The organism is Streptomyces sp. NPDC014995, from assembly GCF_043080745.1.
In the GTDB taxonomy this organism is placed as follows: Bacteria; Actinomycetota; Actinomycetes; order Streptomycetales; family Streptomycetaceae; genus Streptomyces.
The window spans coordinates 214,520-227,527 of record NZ_JBIBVX010000011.1 but is presented as its reverse complement, the minus strand read 5'-3'; the positions used below and the strand labels follow the sequence as shown (position 1 = coordinate 227,527).

Below are 13,008 nucleotides of genomic sequence, written 5' to 3'. Positions count from 1 at the left end.
TCACACTAACGCTCCTGGTTGTAGGTGCTGTCAGGACCGAAGCCCTGGCCGTTCGTTTCACTGCCTGCGTTGCGCCCGCGCTGGACGCCCCGACGCAGGTTGCTCAGCCTGCCTCGGACGTCCTCCGGGGCGCGGGAGACCTGTGGGCCTCCCTGGGGGGTGCTTTCCGCGGCACCCTCGACCAGATTGGCCTTGGGTACCCGCCGCGGCAGGCCGGAGGAGGTGACCCCGCCCGCCTTCGGCTTCCGGAGCTGCGAGGCCTGCTGCCAGCGCGCGTCGTTCGCCGAACGCCAGCCGTTTTCGCCGTTGCTCTCGGAAGTGGGAGCCGGCGCTTCCTGGTTCACGGGACGCGAGCCGTTCGAACCGCTCGCCGCGGTGGATCCGCGGCGGGGAAGCCCGGCTTCGGTCAGGTCGTGGACGGCGGAGTGGGCCGTTCCCGGACGGTCGAAGCCTACGCGGTCCTGCTCACTTGCGTCAGTGGCCTGCGCGGATTCCGCTTCCGGAGCGTACTGGTCCGGGTAGCCGTTCTGGTAACCGCTCTGCTGCGGCCAGTCGTCCTGGTAGGACTGCTCCTCGTACGAGGGGAAGCCCTCCGGCGCGGACGCCTGGGACGGCGTGCGCTCCTCCTGGGACGGCTCCGCATACGCGGGGTCCGGGTAGCCGCCGTTCGACGCGAAGGCGCCGTTCTGCGCGGTGCCGTTCGACGTGAGGTACGGGTCCTCGTACGACGGGCGCTGCTGCTCCTGGTACGCCGTCTGCTGGTCGTACGCCGAGGGCTGCTCGGCATATCCGCTCGCGCCGCCGTCGTAGCCGCTCTGCGCGCCCGCGTAGCCGTTCCGGGAGTCGCCGTACGCCGGCTGCTGCTGCGTCTGGTCGAAGCTCTCGCCGTACGGGGGCGCCTCGGAGGACTCCTGCTGCGGCTGGCCGTGGGACTGGGCCTCCAGGGCCGCCCGGCGCTCCTCGCGCATCAGGGAGCGGCCCACGGGGTCCAGGTCGCGCAGGTCGTCGGGGACCTCGGTGTAGCGGCTGTCGTCGAAGCCGAGTTCGGCCGCCGTGCGCAACGGCTGCTGGTTGAAGTCCTCACCCTGGAACCGCTGCTCCGGGATGATCTGCGAGACGGTGAACTCGTCGGCGGCCGGAGCCTGTTCGCCGCCACCGCCGTGCGTGATCGCGTCCGGCAGCATGACCAGCGAGGTGGTGCCGGCCTGCTCGCCCGAAGGACGCAGCTGGACGCGGATGCCGTGCCGGTCGGACAGGCGGCCGACCACGAAGAGGCCCATGCGCTGGGAGATCGCGGCGTCCACGGTCGGCGGGTTGGCCAGCTTGTGGTTGATGTCCGCGAAGTCCTCGGCCGTCAGGCCGATGCCCTTGTCGTGGATCTCGATCATGACGCGGCCGTCGGGGAGACGGGTCGCGGTGACGCGGACCTTGGTCTGCGGGGAGGAGAACGTGGTGGCGTTCTCCAGGAGCTCGGCGAGCAGGTGCACGAGGTCGGTCACGGCACGGCCGTGGATCTCGGCCTCCGGCACGCCCGACAGCTCGATGCGCTCGTACTGCTCCACCTCGGAGGAGGCGGCGCGCAGGACGTCGACCAGCGGGACCGGCTGGTCCCAGCGGCGGCCGGGCTCCTCGCCGGCGAGGACGAGGAGGTTCTCGCCGTTGCGGCGCATACGGGTCGCGAGGTGGTCCAGGCGGAAGAGGTTCTCCAGCTGGTCCGGGTCGGCCTCGTTGTTCTCCAGGTCGGTGATGAGGGTCAGCTGGCCCTCGATCAGCGACTGGTTGCGGCGCGACAGGTTCGTGAAGATCGCGTTGATGTTGCCCCGCAGCAGCGCCTGCTCGGCGGCGAGCCGGACGGCCTCGCGGTGGACCTGGTCGAAGGCGCGGGCGACCTCGCCGATCTCGTCGGTGGTGTTGATCGGGATCGGGGCGACCCGGGTGTCGACGCGGCCGGGGTCGGTGCGCGAGAGCTGGTCGACCAGCATCGGCAGCCGCTGCTCGGCGATCCCGAAGGCGGCGTTGCGCAGCTGGCGCATGGCCTGGCTCATCTGGCGCGCCATGAGGGAGGCGATGATGAACGCGGTGAGCAGGGCGATGATGACGATGCCACCGTTGATGATGGCGTCGCGCTGGGCGTCGGAGGCGATCTGCCCGGCGTCGGTGACCGCGCGGTCGATGAGTTCCTTCTCGACCTGGCTGTAGCCCTCGAACTTCAGCGTCGCGGCCGTCATCCAGGCCGAGGCGGTGATGCCCTGCTCGGCGAGCTCGGCGGGCGTCCGGCCGCTGCCGATCGCCTGGATCATGTCCTTCATCGCGGGCGGGGCGACGTAGTCCCGGCCCGCGGATTCCGCCTTCGCCTTGGCGTCGGCGGCGAGCTTGGCGCCTTCCTGCGTCTTCTGGTTCATGACCTCGTTGAGCCGCGCGGCATCCTCGACCGTGCCACCGGAGACGTACTCCTGGATGGCCACGTTCTCGAGGTACGCGTACGAGGTGAAGGCGGTGAGCTGCTGCGCGTAGACCTTTTTCTCGGGGCTGGGCCGGACCAGCAGGTGCATGCCGATCGAGCGCTGAAGGGACTCGGCGCCCTTGGCGAGGGCGATGGCGTACACCGTGCGGCCGTAGGCCGTGATGTTGCCGGTGCCGAGGCTGAGTTCGTTGGAGAACTCCATCAGCAGGTGCTCGACCGCGACGTAGCCCTCTTCGGTCTTCACCGGGTCCATGGCCTTGGTGTAGGCGGCGGCGCGGATCTTCGCCAGGGTCGGCTCGGCCTTTTCCACCAGGCTCAGCCGGCGCTCCAGCCCCTGCTTGGCGGGCATCCCGACGACTTCCCGGTGGAAGGCGGCGGCCTTCTCGTCGGTCAGGGCGCGGGCGTCCTTGACGGTCTCGTCGTCCTTCTTGTTCTGCAGCAGCGGTTCCGCGGAGACGTCACGTTCGTTGAGGAGGGCCTCGGCGTACTCGCCGGCGGCGGCCACGATCTTCGCGACCTTCTCGGCGTCGCGGGCCTCCTGCCAGGTGTCGATCGAGCTCTTCACCTGGAAGCCGCCCATGACCAGGCCGACCAGCACGGGTATGAGCAGGATCGCGTTCAGCCGGGTCGGCACCCGCCAGTTGCGCGGAGAGAGACGGCCGCCGCTCTTCGGGGGCGCGGCCGGCGGCTCCGAGCCGGGCACAGGGGCGGGCGCCGCTCCGCGCGGCGGCGGGGTGAAGTTGCCCCGCGCCGCCGGCTCGGGACTTTTCTTGCTTCGCCTCACTCGACCAACAACCTCTCGGCGGTCGGCACCTACGTCGTGCCGCAGTGTCTCAGAGCCCTGTCAGCCATCGACCATGAGTACGTCATTGACTATTGGGCAGTTCAGGCATTCCAGCACGACGACCTGCGCTCTTCCAAACAGTGAGAAGCGCCGATTCCTTGTGATGTAAGCCCCAGATAAATCGGTCATAAAGAGCGAGCCCCGTCAAAAGACGGGGCCTTCGTGCGCGCAGCGAGACCAAATGACCGCGACGCGTGGTGGTACCACCCGATTCCTCTGCCGAAACGTTATGAACACCGGAGCCGACCGTGTCAAAGGCCACAGCCGGCTCCAAGGTGTCTACGACAACTGCCGTACGACGCTGGGTACTTGAAAGTTACCGCAGTCGTGCCATCAGCGCGTGCTCCACCAGCGTGATCAGCGCACTCTTGGCGTCCGCCCGGTGCCGGGCGTCGGTGGTGATGATCGGGGTGTCCGGCCCGATCTGCAGCGCCTCGCGCACCTCTTCCGGCTGGTACGGCTGCTGCCCGTCGAAACCGTTGAGGGCGACGACGAACGGCAGGCCGCTGTTCTCGAAGTAGTCCACGGCGGGGAAACAGTCCGCCAGGCGGCGGGTGTCCACCAGGACCACCGCGCCGATCGCACCGCGCACCAGGTCGTCCCACATGAACCAGAACCGGTCCTGGCCCGGCGTACCGAACAGGTACAGGATCAGGTCCTGGTCCAGCGTGATACGGCCGAAGTCCATCGCCACCGTGGTGGTGGTCTTGTCCCCGGTGTGGGTGAGGTCGTCGATGCCCGCGCTCGCGGACGTCATCACGGCCTCCGTGCGCAGCGGGTTGATCTCGGAGACGGCGCCCACGAACGTGGTCTTGCCCACGCCGAAGCCACCCGCCACCACGATCTTCGCGGAGGTGGTGGCCCGGCCCCCGTCAGAGCTTGCGAAGTCCACTGAGCACCCTTTCGAGCAGCGTCACGTCCGGTGCGCCGCCGTTGTTCTCGTCGCCGCCCGGCTGGTGGATGGCCACCAGTCCGGCCTCGGCGAGGTCCGCGACGAGGATCCGCGCCACGCCCAGCGGCATGGCCAGGAGGGCCGAGACCTCCGCCACCGACTTCACCTCACGGCACAGGTGGCAGATGCGCTGGTGCTCCGGGAGCAGCCCCATGAGCGCTGCCGGGTCGGCCGTGGTGCTGATCAGCGCCTCGATGGCGAGCTGGTAGCGCGGCCGGGTCCGGCCGCCGGTCATCGCGTACGGACGCACCAGCGGCTGGTCGCCCTCATCCCCGTACGGCTCCGCGTACGGATCATGAGAGGCGGTGGGCGGGGTCATGGATCCTCCGGGCGGGACAGCATGTCTCGGTCAGTCGTGCCGTCCGTCGAGGCCGGTGGGGGGGGTGTGTCGGCCGGACGGTGATTTCGTGAGGTGGGTGGTACCGAAGACGGTCAGTGGAGCAGACTGCCTTGGAGCTCGGCGCGCAGGTCAGGCGTGAGTACCGCGCCCGCGCGGTCGACCAGTAGTGCCATCTCGTAGCCGACGAGGCCGATGTCGCACTCCGGGTGCGCGAGAACGGCGAGGGACGAGCCGTCCGAGACGGACATGAGGAAGAGGAAACCTCGCTCCATCTCGACGACCGTCTGGGCCACATGGCCGCCCTCGAAGATCCGGGAGGCTCCGGCCGTCAGCGAGGTGAGCCCCGACGCGACCGCCGCCAACTGGTCGGCACGGTCACGCGGGAAGCCCTCGGACATCGCGAGCAGGAGCCCGTCGGCGGACACGACGACGGTGTGGGACACCCCAGGGGTGTTGTCCACGAAGTTGGTGATCAACCAGTTCAGATTCTGGGCCGCCTGGCTCATCTGGCTCAACTAACGCTCCTGCTGGTGAGTGGGGCTCGGGAAACTGCCGGTCTGACCGTTGCCGGCCTGGCGACCCTGCGCGATGCCCCGACGGAGATTGGTCAGCCGTCCGCGTACGTCGTCAGGCGCACGCGAGACCTGCGGACCGCTTTGGTGCTGTTGCTGCTGAGCCGTGCCCGGGACGAGGTTCGCCCGGGGCACCCGGCGCGGCAGGCCGGACGTGGTGACGCCGCCCGCGGCCGGCTGCCGGACGCGCTCCGCCTGCCGGACGAGTTCGTCGTTCGGCGAGGTGCGCCAGGCATTGCCCGCGGAACGCTGGGGAGCGGCCGGAGCCTGGGGCTGCTGTTGCTGCGGCGCCGGAGCGGAGCCGTTGTCGCCGCCCTGCTGATCCCGGAACCAGTTCGTTTCCAGGGTGTCGTACAGCGGCGTACGGCCGTCACCCGGACCCGGGGCCGGCGGCAGGGCCCACGCGTCACCCGGTCCCCGCCCGTCGTCGGGCCGCTGCGGGCCCCTGGTGTCGGGCTCGGGGCGGGCGGCGGGGCGCGGCGGGACCGGCTGCGGCTGTGGGGAGCCGTAGCCGTTGCCGCCGTTGGTCTGGGGGCGCTCGAACTGGCCCGTGGACTGCGGGTCCTGGCGGCCGGGCAGGGAGTGCTGCCCGGTGGAGGAACCACCGTCGTGGCCGGGGGTGGGGAACTGCCCGGTGGAGCCGTTGTCGTACGCCTGCTGAGGGGCGAACCGGCCCGGACCCGCCGGGGCGTTCTGGCCGCCCGGGGCGCCGAAGACGTCCGGGCGGACGAAACCGTCCTGCTGGCCGCTGCCGCCGGGCGCCGGGAACTGGCCGGTGCCCTGGGCGGCGCCGTTGAGGCCGGGGCGCCCGAAGTCGGCGGGGCCGGCCGGGCCCTGGTGCTCGTCGATCCGGGGTATCTCCGCGGTGGACCCGGGGCCCTGACGGTCGTCGATGCGGGGCATGCGGGAGGTCTGGGCGACGTCCGGCTCCTCGTGGCCGCGCGGGGCGTCCAGCGAGGAGCGGCCCAGCGGCGGCTGGGCGTTGTCGTCGGCCCAGCTCGTGGCGCGCTGCTGCGGATTGCCGCCGGGCAGTTCGGCGCGCGGGCCGCCGCGCGGCGGCAGCTGCGGCTGACGGCCGCGACCGCCCTGCTCGGCCCGGCTGTCGTTCTGGCGCGGCGGTGCCTGACGTCCGCCGCCGAACATGTCCGGACCCTGCCCCGGCGCACCGGGACCGGTCGACTGCATGCCCTGCGGCGCACCCGGTGCCTGCCCGCCGAAGCCGGCGCCCGCACCGGCCGGAGCCGGGCGGCCCTGCTGCGGCGAGCCCGGACCCTGCGGCCCACCGGGACGGCCACCGCCGTCACGGCCGGGCAGCGCGGCCCGCGGACCCTGACCGGCGCCGAGCCGGCTGCCGCCGCCGGCCGGCGCGCCGCCGCCGAGGGCACCGCCCTGCTGGCCGCTCTGACGACGGGCCGCGGCGGCACCGGCGGCGGCCTGCGCGGCGGCGGGACCGCCGGACGCGCCGCCCTGACCGGGCTTGGGCTGCGGCTTCTTGCCGCCCTGGGCGACGTCGACGGGCAGCATGACCAGCGCGGTCGTGCCACCGGAGTCGGACGGGCGCAGCTGGATGCGGATGCCGTGCCGCTGCGACAGACGACCGACCACGAAGAGGCCCATGCGGCGGGAGACGGAGACGTCCACGGTGGGCGGCGAGGCGAGCCGCTCGTTGATCGCGGCGAGGTCCTCGGGGGAGAGGCCGATGCCGGTGTCGTGGATCTCGATCAGGACGCGGCCGTCGGGCAGCGCGTGACCGGTGACCTTGACCTTGGTCTGCGGGGAGGAGAACGAGGTGGCGTTCTCCAGCAGCTCGGCGAGCAGGTGCACGAGGTCGTTGACGACCCGGCCGGCCACTTCGGTGGTCGGCACGGAGGCCAGCTCGATGCGCTCGTACTGCTCCACCTCGGACGCGGCGGCACGGAGCACGTCGACCAGCGGGACCGGACGGGTCCAGCGGCGGCCGGGCTCCTCACCCGCGAGGACGAGGAGGTTCTCACCGTTACGGCGCATACGGGTCGCGAGGTGGTCGAGCTTGAACAGCGAGGACAGCTGGTCCGGGTCGGCCTCGCGGGACTCCAGTTCGGAGATGAGCGACAGCTGGCGCTGGATCAGGCCCTGGGAGCGGCGCGAGAGGTTGGTGAACATCGCGTTGACGTTGCCCCGCAGCAGGGCCTGCTCGGCGGCGAGGCGGACCGCCTCGCGGTGCACGTCGTCGAAGGCCGCGGCCACCTGGCCGATCTCGTCCCGGGAGTGCACACCGACCGACTCCACGGACGTGTCGACGTCCTGCGGGTCGGACTCGGACAGCTGCCTGACCAGCTCGGGCAGTCGGTTCTGGGCGACCTTGGTGGCGGTCTCCTGGAGCCGGCGCAGCGAGCGGATCATGGACCGGGCGACGACGAACGCGCCGACCAGCGAGACACCGAGCACGAGCAGGATCAGCGCACCGGAGATGATCGCCTCGCGCTCCGACTCGGCGCGCAGCTCACGGGCCTTCTGCTCCATGTCCTCGAGCAGCGTGGTCTCGATGTTGGTCATCTGCCGGATCTTGGTCGTACTGGCATCGAACCAGTCCTGGTACGACCGCTTGTCCAGCGAGGTGAGACCGGCGGCCGAGCTCAGCGCACGGATGGCGTAGGTGTCGGCGTCATCGATGGTCGGGCTGCCCTGCTCGATGGGCTGCAGCAGTTCCTCGGCGCCCTTGTCGCCGTAGATGCTGCGGAAGCTGGCGAGCTCGGAGTCCTCGTTCTCCAGCGCGGCCTGGGCGTACTGCCGGTCGTTCTCGGAGAGCTCGCCGTAGGTGTCGTCGTTCACCGGGAGCGCGGCCGAGAGGGAGGCGCGCTGGACGGAGGCGTACTCCTTGGCGGAGGAGAAGGCGGCCAGCGCGCGGGTGCGCTGGATCATCTCCGGGTTGCTGGTGGCCTGCGCCATGTCCTGCGAGAGGTCGAGCAGGTGGGTGATGAGGCGGTGGTAGGCCTCCACCGTCTGGGTGGAGTTGCGCTGCTCCGCGTAGGCCGTCTTACGGATCTTGGCGAGGTTGCCCAGGTCGCTGAGGAGGCCGACGAGGCTGTCGCGGACGCCCTGGAGGTTGCCGTCCGCGCTGGAGGCGTCGATCTCCTCCGAGGCGTCGCTGAACGCGGTCAGCGACCGGTCGGTCTTCTCGCGGGCGCCCTTGACCGTGAAGTCGGTCGCCTTCGCGCCGTGCGAGAGCGGACCGGCGGACTTGTCGCGCTCGTCCTGGAGCGCGGCGGCCAGCTCGGTGGCGTGCTTGGTCATGTCCGTCAGCAGCTTCATGTTGTCGAGCTGCTGGATGTCGTCCATGGACTGGTTGATGCGCAGGGTGCCCAGGCTGGTGGCCGCGACGACGGGGAGCGTCAGCAGCGCGACCAGGCGCGTGGAGATGCGCCAGTTGCGCAGGGCGACGCGCGAGCCGGGGCCGGCGGGACCGGCCGGGGGCTTGACCGTCGGAGTGGCGGACAGGGCACTCCCCGAGGCGGACGCGCCGGGGCGCCCGGGGCGCTCACCGCCGTCGCCGGACGGGGTCGGGCCCGGACCCGGGTTCTGGGCGTGCTGGGGCGAGGAACCGCGGTCGGTCCCGCCGTGCGGCTCCGGCTCGGCCGAAGCGCTGCCATCCCTCTTGAAACGTCCCTGCACTAGCGTCGCAACCTCTGGACCAGGCGCCCTTCCGGATGAACGGAAGGACGGTGTCGGCGTCTTGAAGGGCGTCCTGAATACGCCCTCCGAGTCGTGAGTGACCGGCGCTGGCTCCCCCTAATCTCGCCGCCACTCGGCGCTGCTGTGCGCCCCCTGCGCGCCGGCTCGATCCTGCGGCGGTCCGTGGAATTCCAGCACAGTGCAGGATCTCCAACAAGGTGTGTTGGCCGGGCTGTGACCTCCGTGACACCACGTGAGGGGTGGATTACCGCCCGTACAAAGTGATCTGGAGCAAAGCGGGCATACCGGGGTGAAGTGCGGGGGCGGGCCGGGTGTCCCAGTCGCCATGATCAGGAGCGGAATGCGGGCTTCAGGGGGTCAATGTCCGTTTCGTAGCGGTCGAGTGAGGGTCTGAATTGACCGGTTTGACCGTGGGCTCGTGAGCAAACTCACACGTTGATCGTGAGACCTTCACGCGTTCAACGGGAATCGCGTGTTTAGCCTGACGCTTTACAGAAATGGCAAATCCGACAAGCCGCGCCCCAGCGGTGGGCCGTTCCCGGCCCGCCCGGCGCCCGGACACGACAGGGTTCAGTACAACAGTGAAGACGACGACGATGTTCCACAAGATCGCCAACCCGCGGCGCACGACGCTGGCGCACCTGGAGGACGCCGACGAACTGCAGCTTCCGGAACAGCAGGAGCACCCCGTCGACCTGCCGGCCCAGACCGCCAACCCCAAGCGCACCATCCTGACCGAGGTTCCCGTGGCGGCCGCCGCCGCCTCCTCCGCGCAGTAGTACGGAAACCGGCCGCCGCATGCTCAGGGCGGCCGCCACGGATGTCAAGGGCGTCCCCGGCCGGGGACGCCCTTCCGCGTTAGCCTGGAGCGTCAGACTCCCGCCAGCTCAGCAAGGGGCCAACCAACCCGTGCGCATCGCCAGGTTCTCCATCGACGGGAACGTCGCCTTCGGCGCGGTCGAGGGCGACAAGCCGGACGAGCTCGTCCTCGACATCATCAAGGGCATCCCGTTCACGGAACACGAGCTCTCCGGCACCAAGGTGCCGCTGAGCAAGGTCCGGCTGCTCCCGCCCGTGCTCCCCAACAAGGTCGTGGCCTTCGGCCGCAACTACGCCGAGCACGCGCGCGAACTCGGCAACGAGGTGCCCGACGCCCCGTTCGCCTTCTTCAAGCCGTCGACGTCCGTGATCGGCTCCGGGGACGACATCCAGTACCCGCCCTTCTCCGAGGACCTCCACCACGAGGCCGAGCTCGCCGTGGTCATCGGCCGCATGTGCCGCGAGGTCCCGCGCGAGCGCGTCAAGGACGTGATCTTCGGCTACACCTGCGCCAACGACGTCACCGCGCGGGACGTCCAGAAGCGCGAGAAGCAGTGGGCCAGGGCCAAGGGCTTCGACTCGTCCTGCCCGCTCGGCCCCTGGGTGGAGACCGACCTGGACCCGGGCGACCTCACCATCCAGCTCACGGTCAACGGCCAACAGCGCCAGCTCGGCCGCACCAGCGAGATGATCCACTCCATCGAGGATCTGATCGTCAACATCACCGAGGCCATGACGCTGCTCCCCGGCGACGTGATCCTCACGGGCACCCCGGCAGGGGTCGGCCCCCTGGCTGTCGGCGACGAGGTCGCCGTCACCATCGAAGGCATCGGCACTCTCACCAACAAGGTTGTCAAGCGTGGCTAGCGCACCCGGCTCCCCCGTACGCGTCCGTTTCTGTCCCTCGCCCACCGGTAACCCCCACGTGGGCCTGGTCCGCACCGCCCTGTTCAACTGGGCGTTCGCCCGGCACCACGGCGGCACCCTGGTCTTCCGCATCGAGGACACCGACGCGGCCCGCGACTCCGAGGAGTCCTACGAGCAGCTCCTGGACTCCATGCGCTGGCTGGGCTTCGACTGGGACGAGGGCCCCGAGGTCGGCGGCCCGCACGCGCCGTACCGCCAGTCGCAGCGGATGGACCTCTACAAGGACGTCGCGGCCAGGCTCCTGGACGGCGGGTACGCCTACCACTGCTACTGCTCCCAGGAGGAGCTGGACACGCGCCGCGAGGCCGCCCGCGCCGCCGGCAGGCCCTCCGGCTACGACGGCCACTGCCGCGACCTGACCGACGCGCAGGTCGAGCAGTACCGGGCCGAGGGCCGCGAGCCGATCGTCCGCTTCCGCATGCCCGACGAGACGATCACCTTCACGGACCTGGTCCGCGGCGAGCTGACCTTCACCCCGGAGAACGTCCCGGACTACGGCATCGTCCGGGCCAACGGCGCCCCGCTCTACACGCTGGTGAACCCGGTCGACGACGCCCTGATGGAGATCACCCACGTCCTGCGCGGCGAGGACCTGCTCTCCTCCACGCCCCGCCAGATCGCCCTCTACAAGGCGCTGATCGAGCTGGGCGTCGCGCGGCGGATGCCGTCCTTCGGCCACCTGCCGTACGTGATGGGAGAGGGCAACAAGAAGCTCTCCAAGCGCGACCCGCAGTCGTCCCTCAACCTCTACCGCGAGCGCGGCTTCCTGCCCGAGGGCCTGCTCAACTACCTCTCCCTCCTCGGCTGGTCGCTCTCCGCCGACCAGGACATCTTCACCACCGACGAGATGGTCGCGGCCTTCGACATCGCGGACGTGAACCCCAACCCGGCGCGCTTCGACCTCAAGAAGTGCGAGGCGATCAACGCCGACCACATCCGCCTGCTGGACGTGAAGGACTTCACGGAGCGCTGCCGCCCGTGGCTGAAGGCCCCGTTCGCCCCCTGGGCGCCGGAGGACTTCGACGAGACGAAGTGGCAGGCGATCGCCCCGCACGCCCAGACCCGCCTCAAGGTCCTCTCCGAGATCACCGACAACGTGGACTTCCTGTTCCTGCCCGAGCCGGTCTTCGACGAGGCGAGCTGGACGAAGGCGATGAAGGAGGGCAGCGACGCCCTCCTGCGCACGGCCCGCGAGAAGCTGGACGCGGCCGACTGGACGTCCCCCGAGTCCCTCAAGGAGGCCGTCCTGGCCGCCGGCGAGGCCCACGGCCTCAAGCTCGGCAAGGCCCAGGCCCCGGTCCGCGTCGCCGTCACCGGCCGCACGGTCGGCCTGCCCCTCTTCGAGTCCCTGGAGATCCTCGGCAAGGAGAAGGCGCTGGCCCGCATCGACGCGGCCCTGGCGAAGCTGACCGCGTAACCCGCACGCCCGTGAGGTGCGGCACCCGGCCCGGGTGCCGCACCTTCGCCGTTCCGCCGGACGCGCCGCGGGTCCCCGCGTTACCGTCGGATCATGAGCATTCGCGCCGTGGTCTGGGACGTGGACGACACCCTCTTCGACTACACGACCGCGGACCGCGAGGGCATGCGCGGCCACCTGGCGGCCGAGGGCCTCCTCGACGGGTACGGCACGCCGGAGCGGGCCCTCACCCGCTGGCGGGAGGTCACCGACCAGCAGTGGGCGCGCTTCGCCGCCGGCGAGACCGGCTTCCAGGACCAGCGCCGCGACCGTGTACGGGTCTTCCTGGACCGGGAGATGACCGACGCCGAGGCCGACGCCTGGTTCCAGCGTTACATCGGCCACTACGAGGCCGCCTGGGCCCTCTTCCCGGACGTCCTGCCCGTCCTGGACGCCCTCGCCGCCAGCCACCGGCACGCCGTGCTGTCCAACTCCAGCATCCACGTCCAGGACCGCAAGCTGCGCGTCCTGGGCGTGCACGACCGCTTCGAGGCCATCCTGTGCGCCGCCGAGCTCGGCGTCTCCAAACCGCAGGCCGCCGCCTTCCTCGCGGCCTGCGAGGCCCTCTGCCTGCCGCCGCACCAGGTGGCGTACGTCGGCGACCACCCGGAGATCGACGGACAGGGCGCCGCGGACGCCGGTCTGCTCTCCGTGTGGATCGACCGCTGCGGCGGCACGGCCACCGTCGAGGCGCCTTCCGGGCGGCACCGGATCGCCACCCTCGCCGAACTGCCCGCGATCCTCGGCGCGGATACCCGTTTTGGAGCGCAGTCCACCTTCGGGTAATGTTCTTCCTGCGCCGCCGGGGAGCGGGCCGAGAGGCCGGAACCCCGGGGAAGCAACCTAGAACAAGATCCCCTCCGGGGCTTGCGTTCCAGTGGCCTATGGTGTAATTGGCAGCACGACTGATTCTGGTTCAGTTAGTCTTGGTTCGAGTCCAGGTAGGCCAGCTCGCAGAGCTC

Annotated in this window: 9 protein-coding genes and 1 tRNA gene; 5 read left to right on the top strand and 5 right to left on the bottom strand. The window is 70.6% G+C overall.

The genetic code is table 11. The features are described 5' to 3' along the window. Positions 1-5: 5 nt before the first annotated feature. From ACF1A1_RS22985 to ACF1A1_RS22965, 5 genes are all read right to left on the bottom strand, one after another. Positions 6-3,248, bottom strand: a complete 3,243-nt coding sequence (locus ACF1A1_RS22985; RefSeq protein WP_392002264.1) for a nitrate- and nitrite sensing domain-containing protein — start codon at positions 3,246-3,248, stop codon at positions 6-8. A gap of 376 nt (positions 3,249-3,624) precedes the next feature. Then, entirely contained in the window at positions 3,625-4,200 is a 576-nt protein-coding gene (locus ACF1A1_RS22980; RefSeq protein WP_132855910.1) for an ATP/GTP-binding protein, read from the bottom strand. Then, on the bottom strand, positions 4,181-4,579 hold the full coding sequence (locus tag ACF1A1_RS22975) for a DUF742 domain-containing protein (protein WP_019058642.1): 399 nt from the start codon (positions 4,577-4,579) through the stop codon (positions 4,181-4,183). Before ACF1A1_RS22975 ends, ACF1A1_RS22980 begins: the two co-directional genes overlap by 20 nt. A 113-nt stretch (positions 4,580-4,692) precedes the next feature. Then, positions 4,693-5,106, bottom strand: a complete 414-nt coding sequence (locus tag ACF1A1_RS22970; RefSeq protein WP_189937672.1) for a roadblock/LC7 domain-containing protein — start codon at positions 5,104-5,106, stop codon at positions 4,693-4,695. 9 nt (positions 5,107-5,115) lie between these two features. After that, positions 5,116-8,823: a nitrate- and nitrite sensing domain-containing protein gene (locus ACF1A1_RS22965; RefSeq protein WP_392002262.1), complete on the bottom strand. Its 3,708-nt coding sequence runs from the start codon at positions 8,821-8,823 to the stop codon at positions 5,116-5,118. A gap of 602 nt (positions 8,824-9,425) precedes the next feature. On the opposite strand from ACF1A1_RS22965, the gene ACF1A1_RS22960 reads away from it, so the two are divergent. The 5 genes from ACF1A1_RS22960 (at position 9,426) to ACF1A1_RS22940 (ending at position 12,996) form a co-directional block, all read left to right on the top strand. After that, positions 9,426-9,623: a hypothetical protein gene (locus tag ACF1A1_RS22960; protein ID WP_392002260.1), complete on the top strand. Its 198-nt coding sequence runs from the start codon at positions 9,426-9,428 to the stop codon at positions 9,621-9,623. 130 nt (positions 9,624-9,753) lie between these two features. Then, positions 9,754-10,530, top strand: coding sequence for a fumarylacetoacetate hydrolase family protein (locus ACF1A1_RS22955; protein WP_392002258.1), 777 nt, complete (start codon positions 9,754-9,756; stop codon positions 10,528-10,530). Beyond that, the gene (gene gltX / locus ACF1A1_RS22950) at positions 10,523-12,007 is read left to right on the top strand and encodes a glutamate--tRNA ligase (protein WP_392002257.1); all 1,485 of its coding nucleotides are present in this window, start codon (positions 10,523-10,525) and stop codon (positions 12,005-12,007) included. Before ACF1A1_RS22955 ends, gltX begins: the two co-directional genes overlap by 8 nt. A gap of 93 nt (positions 12,008-12,100) precedes the next feature. After that, entirely contained in the window at positions 12,101-12,832 is a 732-nt protein-coding gene (locus ACF1A1_RS22945) for an HAD family hydrolase (RefSeq protein WP_392002255.1), read from the top strand. 92 nt (positions 12,833-12,924) lie between these two features. After that, positions 12,925-12,996, top strand: a tRNA-Gln gene (locus ACF1A1_RS22940). The last annotated feature ends 12 nt before the right edge of the window (positions 12,997-13,008 follow it).

Bases quoted from the DNA above. Each gene is read 5' to 3' on its own strand.
- ACF1A1_RS22975 (WP_019058642.1), bottom strand. From the start codon at position 4,579: ATGACCCCGCCCACCGCCTCTCATGATCCGTACGCGGAGCCGTACGGG.
- ACF1A1_RS22970 (WP_189937672.1), bottom strand. From the start codon at position 5,106: ATGAGCCAGGCGGCCCAGAATCTGAACTGGTTGATCACCAACTTCGTG.
- ACF1A1_RS22945 (WP_392002255.1), top strand. From the start codon at position 12,101: ATGAGCATTCGCGCCGTGGTCTGGGACGTGGACGACACCCTCTTCGAC.